Origin of the sequence: Streptomyces sp. NPDC005393 (genome assembly GCF_040606675.1) — a bacterium.
GTDB lineage: Bacteria > Actinomycetota > Actinomycetes > Streptomycetales > Streptomycetaceae > Streptomyces.
In genome coordinates this window covers 1-16,812 of record NZ_JBEXFG010000048.1, presented here as the reverse complement: position 1 = coordinate 16,812, position 16,812 = coordinate 1, and the positions used below count along the sequence as shown (strand labels likewise).

17 protein-coding genes and 4 pseudogenes are annotated in these 16,812 nt (G+C 71.5%); 10 read left to right on the top strand and 11 right to left on the bottom strand.

Going from position 1 to position 16,812, the window contains the following annotated elements:
* Nucleotides 1-133: 133 nt before the first annotated feature.
* A complete protein-coding gene (locus tag ABZS71_RS29190; protein ID WP_356214873.1) occupies nucleotides 134-1,597 on the bottom strand; it encodes a serine hydrolase domain-containing protein in 1,464 nt (487 codons plus the stop codon).
* Between the two features lie 209 nt (nucleotides 1,598-1,806).
* Between ABZS71_RS29190 and ABZS71_RS29185 the strand changes: the two genes are divergently transcribed.
* Together ABZS71_RS29185 and ABZS71_RS29180 are read left to right on the top strand one after the other, a co-directional pair.
* Nucleotides 1,807-2,142 (top strand): YnfA family protein, encoded by a 336-nt coding sequence (locus tag ABZS71_RS29185; protein WP_355859582.1) that lies wholly within the window; start codon nucleotides 1,807-1,809, stop codon nucleotides 2,140-2,142.
* 122 nt (nucleotides 2,143-2,264) lie between these two features.
* Nucleotides 2,265-3,314, top strand: coding sequence for an enoyl-CoA hydratase/isomerase family protein (locus tag ABZS71_RS29180; RefSeq protein WP_356214871.1), 1,050 nt, complete (start codon nucleotides 2,265-2,267; stop codon nucleotides 3,312-3,314).
* A 77-nt stretch (nucleotides 3,315-3,391) separates the two neighbouring features.
* Here ABZS71_RS29180 and ABZS71_RS29175 read toward each other — a convergent pair whose 3' ends face one another.
* A complete protein-coding gene (locus tag ABZS71_RS29175; protein ID WP_356214914.1) occupies nucleotides 3,392-5,275 on the bottom strand; it encodes an amino acid transporter in 1,884 nt (627 codons plus the stop codon).
* A 180-nt stretch (nucleotides 5,276-5,455) separates the two neighbouring features.
* Nucleotides 5,456-5,596 carry a hypothetical protein gene (locus tag ABZS71_RS29170; RefSeq protein WP_356214869.1) on the bottom strand — a complete coding sequence of 47 codons (141 nt, stop codon included), beginning with the start codon at nucleotides 5,594-5,596 and terminating at the stop codon, nucleotides 5,456-5,458.
* 528 nt (nucleotides 5,597-6,124) lie between these two features.
* Between ABZS71_RS29170 and ABZS71_RS29165 the strand changes: the two genes are divergently transcribed.
* Together ABZS71_RS29165 and ABZS71_RS29160 are read left to right on the top strand one after the other, a co-directional pair.
* Nucleotides 6,125-6,781 carry a HemK2/MTQ2 family protein methyltransferase gene (locus ABZS71_RS29165; RefSeq protein WP_356214867.1) on the top strand — a complete coding sequence of 219 codons (657 nt, stop codon included), beginning with the start codon at nucleotides 6,125-6,127 and terminating at the stop codon, nucleotides 6,779-6,781.
* Entirely contained in the window at nucleotides 6,762-6,989 is a 228-nt protein-coding gene (locus ABZS71_RS29160) for a CDGSH iron-sulfur domain-containing protein (RefSeq protein ID WP_356214865.1), read from the top strand. The genes ABZS71_RS29165 and ABZS71_RS29160 overlap by 20 nt, the downstream gene beginning before the upstream one ends.
* On the opposite strand, the gene ABZS71_RS29155 is transcribed toward ABZS71_RS29160, so the two are convergent.
* Nucleotides 6,963-7,946 carry an iron-containing redox enzyme family protein gene (locus ABZS71_RS29155; RefSeq protein ID WP_356214863.1) on the bottom strand — a complete coding sequence of 328 codons (984 nt, stop codon included), beginning with the start codon at nucleotides 7,944-7,946 and terminating at the stop codon, nucleotides 6,963-6,965. The genes ABZS71_RS29160 and ABZS71_RS29155 overlap by 27 nt on opposite strands.
* Before the next feature lie 502 nt (nucleotides 7,947-8,448).
* Between ABZS71_RS29155 and ABZS71_RS29150 the strand changes: the two genes are divergently transcribed.
* Together ABZS71_RS29150 and ABZS71_RS29145 are read left to right on the top strand one after the other, a co-directional pair.
* Nucleotides 8,449-9,660, top strand: coding sequence for an acyl-CoA dehydrogenase family protein (locus tag ABZS71_RS29150; protein WP_356214861.1), 1,212 nt, complete (start codon nucleotides 8,449-8,451; stop codon nucleotides 9,658-9,660).
* A gap of 55 nt (nucleotides 9,661-9,715) precedes the next feature.
* On the top strand, nucleotides 9,716-10,174 hold the full coding sequence (locus ABZS71_RS29145) for an Rrf2 family transcriptional regulator (RefSeq protein ID WP_355859596.1): 459 nt from the start codon (nucleotides 9,716-9,718) through the stop codon (nucleotides 10,172-10,174).
* 75 nt (nucleotides 10,175-10,249) lie between these two features.
* Here ABZS71_RS29145 and ABZS71_RS29140 read toward each other — a convergent pair.
* Nucleotides 10,250-10,444 (bottom strand): annotated as a pseudogene (locus ABZS71_RS29140) (hypothetical protein); the annotation flags it as partial.
* Between the two features lie 263 nt (nucleotides 10,445-10,707).
* Between ABZS71_RS29140 and ABZS71_RS29135 the strand changes: the two are divergent.
* A complete protein-coding gene (locus tag ABZS71_RS29135) occupies nucleotides 10,708-11,691 on the top strand; it encodes an alpha/beta hydrolase (RefSeq protein WP_356214859.1) in 984 nt (327 codons plus the stop codon).
* Between the two features lie 134 nt (nucleotides 11,692-11,825).
* Here ABZS71_RS29135 and ABZS71_RS29130 read toward each other — a convergent pair whose 3' ends face one another.
* The 6 genes and pseudogenes from ABZS71_RS29130 to ABZS71_RS29105 all read right to left on the bottom strand — a co-directional run bounded on the left by ABZS71_RS29130 (nucleotide 11,826) and on the right by ABZS71_RS29105 (nucleotide 14,822).
* Nucleotides 11,826-12,218 (bottom strand): hypothetical protein, encoded by a 393-nt coding sequence (locus ABZS71_RS29130; protein WP_356214857.1) that lies wholly within the window; start codon nucleotides 12,216-12,218, stop codon nucleotides 11,826-11,828.
* Between the two features lie 20 nt (nucleotides 12,219-12,238).
* On the bottom strand, nucleotides 12,239-12,529 hold the full coding sequence (locus ABZS71_RS29125; RefSeq protein WP_356214855.1) for a hypothetical protein: 291 nt from the start codon (nucleotides 12,527-12,529) through the stop codon (nucleotides 12,239-12,241).
* Nucleotides 12,526-12,675, bottom strand: coding sequence for a hypothetical protein (locus ABZS71_RS29120; RefSeq protein ID WP_356214853.1), 150 nt, complete (start codon nucleotides 12,673-12,675; stop codon nucleotides 12,526-12,528). The genes ABZS71_RS29125 and ABZS71_RS29120 overlap by 4 nt, the downstream gene beginning before the upstream one ends.
* A gap of 26 nt (nucleotides 12,676-12,701) precedes the next feature.
* On the bottom strand, nucleotides 12,702-13,130 hold the full coding sequence (locus ABZS71_RS29115) for a hypothetical protein (RefSeq protein ID WP_356214850.1): 429 nt from the start codon (nucleotides 13,128-13,130) through the stop codon (nucleotides 12,702-12,704).
* A gap of 115 nt (nucleotides 13,131-13,245) precedes the next feature.
* Nucleotides 13,246-13,520, bottom strand: a pseudogene (locus ABZS71_RS29110) (anti-sigma factor); the annotation flags it as partial.
* A 72-nt stretch (nucleotides 13,521-13,592) separates the two neighbouring features.
* A complete protein-coding gene (locus tag ABZS71_RS29105) occupies nucleotides 13,593-14,822 on the bottom strand; it encodes a glycosyltransferase (protein ID WP_355859607.1) in 1,230 nt (409 codons plus the stop codon).
* Between the two features lie 354 nt (nucleotides 14,823-15,176).
* Between ABZS71_RS29105 and ABZS71_RS29100 the strand changes: the two are divergent.
* The 3 genes and pseudogenes from ABZS71_RS29100 to ABZS71_RS29090 form a co-directional block, all read left to right on the top strand.
* Nucleotides 15,177-15,422: pseudogene (locus ABZS71_RS29100) on the top strand (transposase); the annotation flags it as partial.
* Nucleotides 15,423-15,793: 371 nt separating this feature from the next.
* On the top strand, nucleotides 15,794-15,979 hold the full coding sequence (locus ABZS71_RS29095) for a hypothetical protein (RefSeq protein WP_356214848.1): 186 nt from the start codon (nucleotides 15,794-15,796) through the stop codon (nucleotides 15,977-15,979).
* Nucleotides 15,980-16,057: 78 nt separating this feature from the next.
* Nucleotides 16,058-16,705, top strand: a pseudogene (locus tag ABZS71_RS29090) (DUF1996 domain-containing protein); the annotation flags it as partial.
* Nucleotides 16,706-16,812: the final 107 nt, after the last annotated feature.

Here is a 16,812-nt window from a genome sequence, read left to right as displayed (position 1 = left end):
GCGCCCCGAGACCGGCATTCGGCAGCCCACCCGCCGGCCGTGCGCGCCGATCAGGGTGCGGACGCCGCCCGCGGACCGGACCGTGGACATGGCCGACCCGGCCCAGGGCGCCTCGGGCCGGCCCGGCGGGGCGTCAGCCGTCCGACGGGCGTGGGCGCGGCGCGCGGAACGAGCGCAGCGGCCCGGGGTGCAGGGGCGTCGTGGGCCAACGGGCCGTGAACGTACGGCCGTCGAGCGAGCAGGTAAGGGCCAGACGGTGCGGGGTCTCCAGGAACACCACCTCGACGATCAGCGTGTCCGGGTCCGTCCAGCCCCCGCTCACCGCCGTGGGGACGGGCGCGTCCGGACCCGCGTCGACCCGCCACCCCGTCGCGTCGAACCCCAGGTCGAGCCGGGACTCGCCCTCGGCCAGGCAGACGCTCCAGCCGCCCGCGCCGTCCGCCGCCACCGCCACCTCCGTCAGCGTCGGCTGATCCCCGCAGGTGCCGCCCTGCGGGGCGAACCGCGCGCCGGACCAGGCGGCCGGATCCGCGAGCGGCGCGGGCTTCGCGGGGACCGGCGGGAGGGCGAGCTGGGACAGCCGCCGCCGGAGCGCCGCGTCCTCGCTCTCCCTGCCATCGAGCGGCGCGCCACCGAAGGCCGGCAGGAGGTGCTCCCACACCGCGTCCAGCAGGGCCTGCATCTCCACGGTGGCGCCCGTGGTGGCGACCACGGCGTCGTGCTCGGGCAGCACCAGGCAGTACTGCCCGTAGGCCCCGTCGCCCCGGTATCCGTGCCGGGACGCCCACAACTGGAATCCGTACCCCTGCCGCCAGTCCGGTGTCGCCTCGGCCATGGCGTCCGCGGTCGGGATGTGCGGGCGCGTCGCCTCCGCCACCCAGGAGGCCGGGAGGAGCCGCTTCCCCTCCCACATCCCGTTCCTTAGATAGAGCAGGCCGAGCCGGGCGATCGCGTCGGTGGTGGCGTGCAGTCCGCTGAAGCCGATGTCGCGGCCGGCGGGGTGTTGCCGCCAGGCCGTCTCGCCGATGCCCAGCGGGTCGAAGAGGCGCGGCCGCAGATAGTCCGTCAGCGACTGCCCGGTCACCCGCTGGACGAGGGCGGCGAGCGTGTATGTGGCGGGCTGGTTGTACGCGAACACGGTGCCGGGTGCGCGATCCGGCGGAATCAGCAGGAAGCCGCGCACGGGCTCGTTCCGGTCCAGGGAGAACGCCTGGTCCACGGTGTCGGCGAGGTGGCCGCTGGCCATGGACGCGACATGGCGTACGAGCATGGCGCGGCTGCCGGGATCGGTGATCTCGGCCTCGAACTCCGGGAAGTACGACACCACGGGGTCGTCGAGGCGCAGCAGCCCCTCGGCGACGGCGAGACCGGCGGCCGTGGCGGCGAAGCTCTTGCTGAGCGAGTAGAGGAGATGCGGCCGGTCGGCGGCGTAGGGCGCCCACCAGCCGGAGGCGACCAGGCGGCCGTGGCGCAGGACCATCAGGCTGTGGGGTTCGATGCCCGGCGTGGCCTCGATGGCGTCGAGGAAGGCGTGTACGCCGCGCGCGTCGACGCCCTCCGCGGCGGGGGTGCTGGTGGGCAGCGGCTGAGCACTCATCAGACGTGTCCTTGGGGTGGGTGTGCCCGGCGCGGCGGGACGGGACGGCCGTTCCTGCAGGTGTGTGTCGGCGCCAACCTTTCCCGGTGCGACGGCGGCCTGTCCAGAGGGCCTGTGGGGCCACCGGGCCAGGGGGTGACCTTCGCGGCGGGCCGACGGTTTACCGTCGAGCTGATCACCCCGCCGCCTGGCCGAGAGAAAGTCCCGCTGTGCTTGTCGCCCGCTCCGTTGCCCTGTTCATCGTCGCCGCCCTGTTCGAGATCGGCGGTGCCTGGCTGGTCTGGCAGGGGGTGCGTGACCACAGGGGCTGGATCTGGATCGGGGCCGGTGTGATCGCGCTGGGCCTGTACGGGTTCGTGGCCACCCTCCAGCCGAACGCCGACTTCGGGCGCATCCTCGCCGCGTACGGTGGCGTCTTCGTCGCCGGATCGCTCGCCTGGGGCATGGTGGCCGACGGCTACCGCCCCGACCGGTTCGATGTCATCGGGGCGCTGATCTGCCTCGCGGGGATGGCCGTCATCATGTACGCCCCGCGCGGCCACTGATCCACCGGCCACTACCGTGCTACGTGACAATCCTTCGCGATCGACGCGTGCACCGGCTCTTGGGAAGGAACGAACAAGATCATGCGCCTCATCGTGGCCACCGGACGGACGGGAGTCCTCCGGTGACCGACAACGACTCCGTCCTGCTGCACACCGAGGGACGCGCCGGATACCTCACCCTCAACCGGCCGCGCGCCATCAACGCCCTCAGCCACCCCATGGTGACCCGGATCGCCGAGGCGCTCACCGCCTGGGAGCGGGATCCGGCGGTCGAGACCGTTGTGATCACCGGGGCGGGGGAGCGCGGGCTGTGCGCGGGCGGCGACATCCGCGCGGTCCACGAGGACGTCACGACGGGAGGCGGCGACGCGTCGCTGGCGTTCTGGCGTGACGAATACCGGCTCAACGCCCGTATCGCCCGCTACCCCAAGCCGTATGTCGCCCTGATGGACGGCATCGTGATGGGCGGCGGCGTCGGGGTCTCGTCCCACGGCGGCGTGCGGATCGTCACCGAACGCTCCCAGGTCGCCATGCCCGAGACCGGCATCGGCTTCGTCCCGGACGTGGGCGGCACCTACCTCCTGGGTCTCGCCCCCGGCGAACTCGGCACCCATCTCGCGCTCACGGGAGCACCGGTGGGCGCCGCCGACGCCCTGCTGTGCGGGCTCGCCGACCACTTCGTACCGTCGGATCTGCTGCCGGTGCTCGGCAAGGACCTCGCCGCGACCCCGGTGGCGGAGATCCTGCCCCGGTACGTCCGCGAGGCGCCGGCGGGCGCGCTGGACGGCCACCGGGAGTGGATCGACCACTGCTATGCGGCCGACACCGTCGAGGAGATCGTGGACCGCCTGCTCGCCAGCGGCGTACCGGCGGCCAAGGAGACCGCCGAGGCCCTCCTCGCCAACTCGCCCACCGCGCTGAAGGTCACGCTGACCGCCCTGCGCCGGGCCCGGCGGCTCGGTTCGCTGGAGCACGTCCTGGGACAGGAGTTCCGCGTCTCGGCCGCCGCCCTGACCTGCCCGGACCTGGTGGAGGGCATCCGTGCCCAAGTGATCGACAAGGACCGCCGCCCCCGGTGGTCACCGGCCGGCCTCGCCGAGGTCACCGACGAGGACGTGGCCCGCTTCTTCGCACCCCTCGGCGACCGCGAACTCCGCCTCGAGACCGGCTGATGCGCGAAAAATAGTGTGCCAAGCGGACCGGGTGGGCCGCGCGCCGCGACCCGTCGGCGCTCAGCCCACTTGGCCGCTCAGCCGACGTGGACGTGGGGGCGGCGGGCGCGGTCGGGTTCGGCCTCGCGGAGGACTTCGCGGGTGACGGGGGCGACTTCGCCCTGGCCGAACAGGAAGAACCGCAGGAACTGGGCGAAGGGGCTGCCCTCGGTCCACTCGAAGTAGATGTGCGGCCTGAAGCCGGTCTCGTCCCGTACGTGCAGCAGAAGGGCGGCCAGGGAGTTCGGGACGCTGGAGCCGTCGAGGGTCAGGACGCGGTAGCGGCCGTGCAGCACCTCGCCGTGTACTCGTACGGCCGTTTCGAAGTCGGAGGGGTCGCGGACGGTGACCTCGACGAAGATGAGGTCCTCCTCGGGCGGGATGTCGTTGTCGGCCCGGATCTGGTGGGTCTTGTCGCGGTACTCGGCCACGTCCCGGCGGTCGGGCTCGTTGGCGATGAACCGTATGCGGCGGGTGGCGGTGTCGCGGACGAAGCGCTGGGCAAGGTCGTCCAGATCCATGTCGGTGACGCGCAGTTCGAAGGCGCGGGCGAGCCGGGACAGCAGCGATACGGCGATGATCCCCGCGATGAAGCAGGCGCCGATCTTCACACCGTCGGGCCGCTCCACGACGTTCACCGCTGTCGTGTACAGGAAGACCACCGAGATGACGCCGAAGGCGATGGTCCAGCCGCGCTGCCCGGCGCGCCGGGCAGCGAGGGTGACGGCGACCGCGGCGGAGGTCATGAGCACCAGGACGCCGGTGGCGTAGGCGCCGCCCTGGGCGTCCACGTCGGCGTTGAAGAGCCAGGTGACCAGGAAGGCGATCAGGGTGAAGACGAGCACCATGGGGCGTACCGCGCGGGCCCAGTGGGGGGCCATGCCGTAGCGGGGCAGATAGCGGGGCATGAGGTTGAGCAGTCCGGCCATGGCCGAGGCGCCCGCGAACCACAGGATCCCGATCGTGGCGGCGTCGTAGACGCTGCCGAAGACGGATCCCAGGTAGTGGTGGGCGAGATAGGCCAGGGCGCGTCCGTTGGCCTGGCCGCCGGCCTTGAACTCGTCCTGTGGGATGAGGAGGGTGGTGATGAAGCTGGTGCAGATCAGGAAGACGCTCATGATCACGGCGGCGGTGGTGAGCAGCTTCCTGGTGTCCCGGATCCGTCCGGTGGGCCGCTCCTCGGTGTCGCCGGGGCCGCCGTCGACGTGCGGCATGACGGCCACACCGGTCTCGAAGCCGGACAGGCCGAGCGCGAGCTTGGGGAAGACCACCAGCGCCAGACCGACCATGACCAGCGGATTGCCGTGTTCGGCGGTGAGCGCCTGGGACCAGTCGGTGACCACGTGGGAGGCGGTGGCGACGTGCCACAGCCCGACGACCACCACGACCGCGTTCAGCGCGAGGTAGATCCCCACGAGCACCACCGCCACCCCGATGGCCTCCATGAAGCCCTTGAGGAAGACCGCCCCGAGCAGGGCGACCAGACCCAGGGTGATGGCGACCTCGTGGCCGTGCAGGGCGCCGGTGAAGTGCGGGTTCTCCACCAGGTGGGTGGAGGCGTCGGCTGCGGAGAGGGTGATGGTGATGAGGAAGTCGGTGGCAGCGAACCCCAGGAGGGTCAGGACGAAGAGCTTGCCCTTCCAGAACGTCAGCAGCCGCTCCAGCATGGCGATCGAGCCTTCGCCGTGCGGGCTCTCCTTGGCCACCCGCCGGTACACCGGGAGCGCGGCGGCCAGGGTCACGGCCACCAGCACCAGGGTGGCGATGGGGGAGAGAAGGCCGGCGGCGAGGGCGGCGATACCGGGCTGGTAGCCGAGCGTGGAGAAGTAGTCGACGCCGGTCAGACACATCACCCGCCACCACCGCTGGCCCTTGGGCGGGCTCTGGGGCTCGGCATGCGGACCCGGCCGGCGCTTGGCCATCTCGGTCAGGCCCTCCAGCAGCCAGGCGCGCAGGCGCTGCCGCGGCCCGGCGTCGGATCCGGCGCCGTCGTGGGGGAAGGTGGCCACCGTGTGTGCTCCTGTCGTGCGGCGAAACCCGTGCGAATGTGTTGAAACGTTTCTGCCGTCGTGGGGGCAGCCGGGCCAGGCTATGTGCCCGGTTCAGTGGACCTGCGGGCGGTACCGCCCTTTCTTCTCCGCGCCCTGCTCGTCCGGGATCCGCTGAGCGGCGACCAGAACCGCCGCGCGGGACAGCCGTGGCGGGCGTCCGGCCTTGCTGGGGCGCTGAGTTCGGTGCTGCACGCGGCCATCTTCTCAGTCTCCGGCTACAGTTATCGTACGCGTACGTATACACGTACGAAAATTGCGGGAGGGCCGATGCGGAACACGCTCCTGAACCGGGGACGGGCCTTGCTCGCCGTGGCGCTGGCCCAGCTCGGGCGTACGCATCCTCGACCCGCAGACCTGGCCGCCGCGCTCCCCCTGAGGTCCCCCTTCGCCGATGCGGCAACGAGGTGTGTCCGACGGGCCCGGGCCGGGGTGTCCCGGGAGCGCAACATCAAGCTCAGGGACATCGCCCCGGCAGATCTGAGAGAGCGGCGGCCTCGACGACTGAGCCGCCAGGGGGGCGGCTCTCCCGGCCCGTGGTCTGGACCGGAAGGGCCTGGCCGTCGTGTTCCCCCGGGGGATGCGTCGACAGCTTGACGCGGCGGGTACCCCACACCGCCCGGCTTACGTACGCCACAGGCCCCTCAATCGCCGGACGGCCCCACGCGGCCTCAGCGGACGGCGACAGCTGTTCAACGTCCCTGTTCCGGGTACTTGTCGTCCATGATGCTGATGTCCGCTCCGGGGGTGTACACGCCACAGGACGACACATGGCTGCTGGCCCAGGCGCTGCACCGGGAGCCCATCACCGCCGACACCACCGTCCTGGACGTCGGCACCGGCAGCGGGGTCCTGGCCCTCGAAGCGGCGCGGCGTGGTGCGGCGCACGTGACCGCCGTCGACATCTCCGCCCTGGCGGTGGCGGCCGCGCGGCTGCACGCCTGCCTCAGCGGGCTGCGGGTCCGCGTGGTGCGGGGCGATCTGCTGACCCCCGTCGCCGACCGCCGATTCGATCTCATCGTCGCCAACCCGCCGTATGTGCCGTCGGCGGCGGGCCGCCGCGGCCGTCGCGGGCGGGCGCTGGCCTGGGACGCCGGTGCCGACGGGCGGGCGCTGCTCGACCAGATCTGCGAGGACGGGCCGCCGCGGCTGCGCCCTGGCGGTGTGCTGCTCCTGGTGCATTCCGGGCTGTGCGGCGTCGACCGCACCCTTCGGCAGCTGGAGCGGGCGGGCCTGCGGGCCGCCGTCGCCGACCGCCGCCTCGTATCGTTCGGGCCGGTGCTCCGGGAGCGGGCCGGCTGGCTGGAGTCCCGGGGGCTGATCGCACCGGGCGAGGAGAAGGAGGAGCTGGTGGTGATCCGTGCCGAACAACCGTGGTGACCGCCCCGTGCGGGTGACGATGGGGACGGACGGACCGATGCTGATCGAGGGGCCGGTCGAGGTGGCTCTGCCGGACGGCGGCGTCGTACGGTCGGACCGCTTCACGGTCGCCCTGTGCCTGTGCGGCCGCAGCGCGCGCTATCCGTGGTGCGACACCAGCCACCGCCGCCGCCCGCCGCACTCAGGGCGGCAGCGGAACGCGCAGTGAGGACCGGCCCTCCCGCCAGGCCGCCAGCAGCTGCTCGGCGAACCGGTCCTCCACCAGCACGGTGGCCTCGATCCCGAAGGCCACGTCCGCGGCCAGCGCGGGCTCGCTCCGCAGCAGGTCGCCGATGACCTCCCGGCGCACGATCTGCTCGTGCACCGCGTCGGCCTCCACATGCTCGGTGTAGAAGAACACGGCCGCCTCGCCCGCGCCCATCCGCCGCAGCGCCTGAGCCAGCCGGTCGGAGGCGGGCGACGAGGTGATCTCCACCGTCGCGAAGTGCCCCACCAGCCCCCCGCGCAGCTTGCGGTGCAGGCCCAGCAGCGACATCACATTGACCACCGCGAGCATCCGGGCCGACGCGGCGTCCAGATAGCCGTTGTACGAGGAATCCAGACCGAGATCCGCCATCAGACCGGCGAACAGCTCCGCGTGCACACGCTCTCCGCGCCCGGCCCCGAACTCGTCGTACTCCACCGCGGCCATGGCCGCCTTGGCCCGCCCCCGCAGCCGCGGGATCACCCACACATGCGGATCCGCCTCCTTGAGCTGGTAGAGCGACCGCTGCGCGATGTATTCGCGCATCTGCCAGGGCTCGCCGTGGTCCCTCAGATAATGCGACACCCCCACGCCGTCAGCCGGCTCCACCAGCAGCTCTTCCAGGGTGGCGTCGACATCGTCGCCTCCGGTGGCCTCCGAGCGCAGCGCGTCGAGGAAGAGCCGCTCCAGCGCCTGGCGCGTACGGAGCAGTTCCGGCTCCCACTCCCAGCCGTCGTCCACCCCGGCGAAGCCGCCGTAGTGGAGCTCGTAGCAGAGGTAGAGCGCGAGCTGAAGGTCGTCGCCGTACGGATCCGCCTGCCGCAGGGGAGGCCCTTCGGGCAGCCGGGCGCGACCGGGTTCGCGCACGAGGGCGTCGAGCACCCCGGCGGACAGCTCCCCCCGCCCTCCTGGCAACGTCATCCGGTACTCCTTCGGGCCCGACGCGAGACGCGTACCCCGGTTACCACGGGAGCTGCGGGTTAAGCGCGTGCGCGTGAAGTGATCGCACGGCCGCGATCGGCCCCCGGGACGGACGCCTGGCCTTCGAGGTTCGACGCGGAGCCAGGCGGACCCGCATCAAGCGCGGAGCGCTGCGGATCTCGCCGACCCGGATTTCCCATTTTCCCTACCTGTTTTGTAGGAAAGCGTTGACGCCGACCGACCGGGTGAGGAGGATGAGGAACATGCTCCGCCCGAAGCAGCCGCTCGTCAGCCGCAGGCATGCTGAACTCCGCCGCACTGCCGTCCCCTTCGGTCGGCGCGTCCAGGGCTAGCTGCTGACGCGTCGTCAACCGCTTCCCGCAGCCACGTCCTCGCCAGGCCCTGTCGCGACGGGCACGCACGGTGGGCGGGCCGCACGCACATGCCCGACCAGAAGCAGAGCCGTATGCCCGCGTACAGCGGACTGTCCTGAGGAGACCCCGTGGTCACAGCCGTAGTTCCGTCCGACGTGACGGCGGGGCCCGGCCGTGCGTACTGGCTGCGCATCGCCCGTGAGGTGGCGGACGACCTGGCCACGGACGCCGTCGTCCGCGAGCAGGCCGGCAAGGCCCCGTTCGACGAGGTCGCCCGGCTGCGTGAGGCAGGGCTCCTGACGCTGCTGATACCGGCTGAACACGGGGGAGGAGCTGCGGACTGGCCCACGGCCTATGCCGTGATCCGGGAGATCGCCACGGCCGACGGAGCGATCGGCCAACTCCTCGGCTCTCACTACTTCCTGTCGTGGAGCGCCCGGTTCTTCGCCCAGCCCGACCTTGCCGCACGTGTCGAGCGCGCATCGGCGGCAGGACGGTGGTGCTGGGGCGGCGGGTTCGCTTCCCGCGAGCCATCTTTGACGCTGCGTCCGGCGCCGAACGGCTATCTGCTGAGCGGCGGCCAGAGTTACGCCACCGGGGTCCGGGTCGCCGACCGGCTGGCGGTCCGCGCCACCCGGTCCGGCACCGGTGAACCGGTGGCCGTTCTCGTCGATCCCGCCCACCCCGGCGTCGTGTGCGACGACGGGGATGCCTTCGGACAGCGGCTGGCGGCGGGCGGCAGCGCGGAGTTCGACGCCGTGCCCGTGGCGCCCGACGAGGTGCTTGGTTCCCTCTCCACGGACGAGAGCGTCCTGCCGCCGTTCACCGGCCTGGCCGCGTCGACGGCACGTCTCGTCTCCGCCCAGCTCTGTCTGGGCATCGCCGAGGGCGTGCTCGTCGAGGCCCGCGAGTACGCCAGGGTCGCGAACCCGCCCTGGCAGCCGTCCTGGCCGGACGGCTCGCGGCAGGACCCCTATGTTCTGGTCACCTATGGAGAGCTCACGGTCGCCGCTCGCAGCGCGGCTGCCCTCGCCGATCAGGCACTGGAAGCCCTCACCGACGGGCTGGCCCGTGGGGAGGCGCTCACCGACGACCAGTGTGCCGAGACAGCCGTACTCGCGGCCGCGGCCGAGGCCGCCGCCTCCCGGGCCGCGCAGGAGATCACCGCCCGGGCCCTGGAGGTCATCGGTCCTCATGCGGCCTCGTCGCGGCACGGATTCGACCGCTTCTGGCGCAACGCCCGGGCACACACTCTGCACGACCCGGTGGCGCACCGGCTGCGCGAGGTCGGGGACTACTTCCTCCATGGTGCGCACCCCGCCTTCGTTCTCCCCTCCTGACCACGGACCGCCCGCCCGGTGAGGGGACAACGCGCCGGTGGCGGATAATCACCGCATGCGGATCCCAGCGAAGGCGGACTATGCGGTGCGGGCGGCCCTGGAACTGGCCGCGGTGGGGGAAGGCATGTCGGTGAAGGCAGAGGTGATCGCCGCGGCACAGGGCATCCCGCACAAGTTCCTGGAAGGGATCCTGGGGGACATGCGCCGGGGTGGGCTGGTGACCAGCCAGCGCGGTGGGAAGGGCGGGTACCGGCTGGCCCGTCCAGCAGAGTCGATCTCCATCGCTGATGTGATCCGTGTGGTGGACGGACCGCTGGTGTCCGTCCGTGGCGTTCGCCCGCCCGAGCTGGCCTATACCGGGCCCGCGGAGGCGCTGCTGCCGCTGTGGATCGCGGTGCGCGCCAATGTCCGCAAGATCCTTGAGGAGGTCACTCTCGACGAGGTGGCCGGGGCCCGGCTGCCCGAGGAGGTCCTCCACCTCGCCGAGGACCCCGAGGCGTGGACGAATCCCTAGGTGTGTTTCATCGGTCGAGGGGGGCCGATGCTTGCCGTTTTCGGAGAGGGCGTGTGTGCCGGTGCCGTCTGCCATGCCGAGCGCCGAGAGGTCCAGGGAGCGGTGGGCGGTGGCGTCGGAGCGGTTGAAGAGCGCCACGGCCCATGTACCGTCGGGCAGTTGGCCCGCCCATCGCCGACACACGGCGCGGCCGGGCGAGGCAGACGAAGCCTCAGAGCGGCAGGGCGGCCGGCCGGGCTCGTACCACCCTGTCGAGGCAGCTGACGGCATTCAGCGCGGCGGTCCCATGGCCTCCTCGGTCGGGCGCGGTCATTCCCTGCGAACCGTGCGTGTGGCGACGGCCGGCGGAGGCCCGATCAGCGCCGTCGCGAGACCTGCTTCCCTTCACCCCGGCCCGCCGGCACCGGTTCGAAGATCATCACTCGGCTGGCGGCTCCGTTTCACCCATATGCTCCTCCGCCCGCGCTCTGTCGATACAGGTCGGCAACGCTGGTGCATGGTTGCCCGCCGTTCCGAGGAGAGAGGACAGGGCCATGCCGTCCACTCGTGGCTTGCCGATGCGTCCGCGTCGCGGGCATGTGCTCGCCGCGGTGCTCACGGCAACGACATTCGTCGCGGCCGTCCCCGCCGCCAAGGCCCGACCTGTCGCCTCCGACCATGCCGCCGCCAAACCCACGATCGTGCTGGTGCACGGCGCCTTCGCGGACGGCTCGTGCTGGGACGCGGTCATCCATCGCCTGCAGAGTGACGGCTACCGTGTCGTCGCCCCGGCCAATCCACTGCGCGGCCTACGCGGTGACTCGGAGTACATCGCCGGCGTCCTGAAGAGCATCCGGGGCCCGATCGTCCTCGCCGGTCACTCCTACGCCGGTGCGGTGATCAGCGGCGCCGCGGTCGGCAATTCCAACGTCAAAGCGCTGGTCTTCAGCGCGGCGTTGGTCCCCGCCCAGGGCGAAGTCCTGTCGGTCCTGTCCGACAAGTTCCACGGCAGCGAACTCGGTTCCGCGGTGAAGTCGTTTCCGTACCCGAAGCCCGGGGGAGGCACCGGCACTGATCTCTACATCAAGCCCGACAGATTCCGCGCGGTGTTCGCCGCCGGTCTCCCGCAGGTCACCACGGCGGTGCTGGCGGCCACTCAGCGCCCGATCAGTGCGTCCGCGTTTGCTGACAAGGCCGGGCCCGCCGCCTGGAAGACCATCCCTTCCTGGGCTCTCGTCGCCAGACAGGACAAGGCCATCGCCCCGGCCCTCCAGCGCTTCGAGTACAAGCGGGCCCACTCCCACACCATCGAGGGCAATGCCCCGCACCTCGCGATGGTCGCCCAACCCAAGGCCGTCACCGACCTCGTCCTCGACGCCGCCGGTTCCCGAGCCTCCGACGCGAAACCGGCCAGGACCTCAGCAGACAGGGGACCCGCGACGCCGATCGTCGCTGGTGTCGTCGGCGCGGCGGTGATCGCAGGGGCAGGCATCGGCATGGTCGTGGTCACCCGCAGGCGACGGGCTATCCGGCTCTGAACGTGGGAGGGGCGAGCCGTGAGTCACAGCGAGCCGGGATGCTCGACGGTTCCGTGAGCGTCATGGCCGGGAGCTGAGATTCGGGTGGTCCGCGGTCGAGCCGGGCCGGTGTGCCGATGCGGGAAGGGTGAGCGTCACCGAGAAGGGGCGCGCGCCGGCGGTGTGTTCCAGGGTGCCGCCGCCTCCAGGGTGCCGCCCATGGCCTCGGTGAGGTCGCGGGACAGTCGCAGCGGCAGGCTGTCGGCCCTGGCGCCCGTCGGCGCATCGGCGGTTCCGTCCGTGATCCGGACCGTGAGCCGGCCCGGCCGGGCCTCGGCGGTGAGGGTCGGCGGGGCGTCGGGTGTGCTGTGGCGGAGTGCGTCGGCTCCCAGAGCGGTCAGCACGCGGGTGAGGAAGAGCGGCATCGGCGATGACGTACGGCAGCTGTTCGGCAGCCGGAGAAGGAGGGCGCGGCCGCCGGTTCCGAGGTCGTCGAGGGCCGCGGTCAGCGCCTCGTCGAGGTCGACCGGGCGAAGGTAGAGATCCACGGCTCCCGTGTGCGGTCGGCTCAGGTCGTCCAGGTCGGTGACGAGCTGGACGCGCGGCGCACCGACGAGCGGGCGGTGTCCAGGAGGTGGGTACCGTCACCGGTGGTCTCGTCGGCCGGGCCGGTGGCGTGGAGATCGCGCAGGCGCACGAGTGCCTCTTCAGCGGTGCGCAGCGGGGCACGCAGATCGTCGCTCGCGGTGAGGAGCAGTGAGGCGCGGGTGTGTTCGGCGGCGGCGAGGATGCCGTAGATGATCGGGATCTTCAACCGGGTGCTGAGCGCCTGCTCCTGGAACTGGTTGACCATCTTCACCCAGCCGGCCGGGTGTTCTCCGCCGGGGTGGAGCCGCCGCCGGACAGGACCGAGCTGAGGCCCCACTGGGCGACGCAGGAGGGGGCGTCGGTGACCGCGCCGCGTTCGGCCTGGGTCATCTGGCCGATCTTCTCTTCCAGGGTCATCCGGCCCAGAAGCGGGCCCCTGCCCCTCAGCGGTCCAAGACCGCGGCCACTCCCGCAGACGTCGACCGCTGGCGGATCGCCCCCGCCTCCCGCGTCCTGGCGACACTCCGTGCCCACAGCACCAGCGGTATCTGCAGCGGAAGGCGGGCGAACGCGGCGGCCTTGAGGGGGGCGGCGCGGTGGCGCCAGTCCACCGCCATCTGGACGTTGGCGGGCGCGACCGCGACGAAGAACGCCGCCGTGGCCCGTGCCGCGTGGCGTCGCGTGTGCGGAAGCGCCACACCGGCCGCCAATGCGAGCTCCACGGCGCCGCTCGCATAGGTCCAGGCACGGGGCGAGCCGGGCAGGGCACGCGGCACGATGGCGTCGAATGACGTCGGCGCGACGAAATGCGTGACTCCCGCACCGGCCAGAAGGCCCGCGAGAAGCAGGGGCGAGCGTGTGGACCCTGACATGGAACCTCCCTGAGGGCACGGACGACGTGCCGCGCGATATTACTCGACGGTACGCGGTGGGGGGCCGGGGTACGGCCGCCCGTTGCAACGCGAGGGGCGCGGGGGTGGGTTCGGCCTATCCGCCCGCCGGTTCGGCGGTGAGGCCCATGCCGGACGCGTGCTCGACGGCGCCCTTCAGCAGGACGGCCTCGGTGGACCGCCGCGGGTCCATCAGCCCCGCGGACCGCATGGTGCCGTCGTGTCGTCGCGGCTCCTGGACACCACGACCCTGCCGCCGGCGCCCTCGGCCAGTATCGCGGTGCGGGTCTTCGCATCAGGTGCCGCCAGCACCGCGGCCAGCTCGTCCGTGTGCTGCTCGGCCTGACGCGCCTGCTGCTGGGCGTCCTGGGCGCGGACCGGTTCCTCGGACCGCGGTCCGCGACGTGTGGCTGGGCGGCGTGCCCAGGCGCCGTCACCACTGGTTCACGCGGACACTGGCGGCTTTTCTCGGCTGACCGCGTCGAGCAGCAGCGTCGCGGCCACCGTCGCCCCGTCGGTGCGGCTCGTGCCGGCCACGGCGGTCGCTCGTGCGCGGGTCTCGGGGGTGAGGGTCGTCCTGAGCGCGGCTGACAGGGACTCGGTGGTCGGAGTCGGACCGTGGTGTGCCGTGCCGATGCCCAGGTCGGCCACCCGGCCGGCCCAGTATGGCTGGTCCACGATCTGGGGTACCACCACCTGAGGCGCGCCGGCCCGGGTGGCCGTCGTCGTCGTGCCCGCGCCGCCGTGGTGCACGACGGCGGCCACCCGGCCGAACAGTGCCTGCTGGTTGACTTCGCCGACGGCGAAGCAGTCGTCCTGGTCGTCGATCAGGGCCAGGTCGGCCCAGCCGTGGGAGACGAGTGTGCGGCGGCCCTGCGCGCGGATCGCCTCGATGGCCACCCGGGCGACGTCCTTCGAGGCGCGCATGGGCATGCTGCCGAAGCCCACGTACACCGGTGGTGTGCCGGCGTCCAGGAACGCCTCCAACTCGGCCGGCAGTGGGCGTTCGTCCGGCAGGATCCACGCGCCGGTCTGTACGACGTCGAGGTCCGTCGGCTGCCACGGGCTCAGGACCGGGTCCGTCGCCAGCCACGGGTGGTCGGTGAAGACGTGGTCGCGGACGTTGTCCACCGGTGGCAGGCCGATCGACGCCCGGTGGGTGTTGAACGCCGCGCCGAACAGCGCGTTCATGCTCTGGGCGTTCAGGTCCCACAGCACCCGGTTGTCGGTCACGTCCGGTGGCAGTGGCCGGCCCGGGTACGGGTGCGGCGGGTGGTGCGGCGACGGCAGGGTGGTCGGCTGGAGGCTCGCGTACACGTAGCGGATGCCCAGTTTCTCGGTCACCGACCGCGCGCCGGCCGCGGCCGGGAACAGGCCGGTCGCCACCAGCGCATCACATCCCTCGGCCGCCGCGGCGACCGCGTCGAACTGCGCGGCAACCAACGCGGCCGCGCGCTGGGGCAGGCCCGCCGCCGGCGGCGTCGGTCCGGTCACCAGCGCGCGCACCGACGAGCCGACCGGCACCAGCGGCACGCCGACACCGGCCAGCAGCTCCGCGAAGTCCGGCGGCGCGCACACCCGCACCTCCGCGCCGAGTGCCCGCAACCGCACCGCGAGTCCCACCAGCGGTTCGACGTCCCCGCGCGACCCATACGTCGACAACAACACACGCATTTCGCGACTCCCATTTCCGCAAATTCTGGCCTCGGCCGGCGATTCTGCGGCACGACCCGGGTCTTGCCGCAAGTCCCCCGGTGCGCTATATGTTGAGAGTGGAAAGGAGTGGGTATTTCCTTTCCTTTTATCGTCCGCTGTGGACGGACAACCTCCTCGCGAAGCGGCGGCGCGCCGCGTACGGCGGTACCGTCGGCCCAGGAGGATCTCCCATGGGCCTACGGATGCAGCCGCAGAACGAGAAGTTCTCCACCCTCTTCAGAGCTCGTAACAAGATCTTGTAGGGGTGTCCCGGTGGGGCGTGACCGGTGTGATGATCCGGTCGTTTGCATGGTGTGAGTAGGCGGCCGTTGGATCGCGGACGACGACCTGTGGGCGTTGATCGAGCCGTTGTTACCGGCCTGGCCGGACAAGGCTCCGGGACCCCGGCCGATGCCGGACCGGCTCTGCCTTCAGGGCATCCTGTACGTCCTGCACAACGACATCGCCTGGCAACTGCTGCCGCCCGAGCTGGGGTTCGGCTCCGGACGGACCTGCTGGCGCCGCCTGGAGCGGTGGCAGCGGGCGCGGGTCTTCGACCGGCTACACCGCATCCTGCTCGGAGACACGGGCTACGACCTGCTCCACCAGTTCAAACGACTCGCCGTCCGTTGGGAACGCCGCACCCTCCACCCCAGGCCGGCCCCAGGCACAACCTCGGCCAGCAGCACGGCGGGTGACCCCTCGCAGGACAGACCGCATCGCCTGACGCCGCACTCACTGCAGGATCCTGAACTGACCGGTATGACCCGCCACCAGCTCAATGAGCTGGTCGACGCGCTGACTCCCGCCCTGGAGGTGCAACGCGAGCAAGCACTGCACACACGCCGCGTCACGAACGCCTCGTGGCCCCCGGCGGCGGGCGCCAAAGCCAAGCTCACCCCGCCGACCGGATCCTGGCCACCGTCCTCCACCTGCGGAAACTCGCCACCATGGAACTACTGGGCCAGCTCTTCGGCGTCACCAGCATGACCATCAGCCGCGCGAGCCAGGAAGTCCGACCTGAGGTTTTCGCAGAAGGCGGCGCCCAGTTCCTTGACACGGCCACGTCACGGTCGGACCATCCCCGGTGGGAGAGCGCTCTCCCTGATGCCCCACCGCAAGAGCCGTCTTCCTAAAAGGCGGCCGCGGGCGCACGGCCACGGCTTGTGGCCGCCCGACCCCCACAGTCCGTACTGACGTGGCAGGAGGTCTCCATGGCAAGGAGATCCAGCACCATCTCCGGATTACTGGTATGCGGCGCACTGTTGGTGACCTCGCTCGCCGTGGGCGGGGTCGCCATGAGCGCGGAGGCGACGCCGCGGAAGTCCACGGGTTCCAAGTCGCCGGCCGGGACGCACGCGGGCCATGTGATGGCCGCGTCCACCCTCCCCCCGGCTGAGGATCCTGATGGCGACGGCTATCTTCCCGCCAACCCGCCGGTCACCGGCGTGGAACCCTCGACGAAGGAGCCACCCCGCCGCTACTTCCATGAGTTCCAGGCGCACTGCTCGGTGACGCACACCAAGCCGGACGACCCCATCGTCTATCCGGGCCGGCCCGGCACGTCCCACGACCACACCTTCATGGGCAACACCACGACGGACGCCAACAGCACCACGGCGTCTCTCGCGGCGGGCACCACCACGTGCAAAGCGCCCGGTGACAAGCCCGGCTACTGGATGCCGACGCTGTTCAAGGGTGACCGGGCGGTGCTGCCGGTCGGCGAGCAGACCATCTACTACAAGGCGGGGGTCACCGACTACACCAGCGTCCGGCCGTTCCCCGAGGGGCTGCGCTTCGTCGTCGGCAGCCCCACGCAGACCGCGCAGGAGTTCCGCGCCCACCGCGGGTTCGTGGAGGGGTGTTCAACTGTTCGCTCTTGCGGTCGATTGAGTGAGTGTTAGCGGGTTCAAGCGATGTTATGATCTTGTCTATGAACCTTACGGAGTGGGCGGAAGCGAACGGTGTG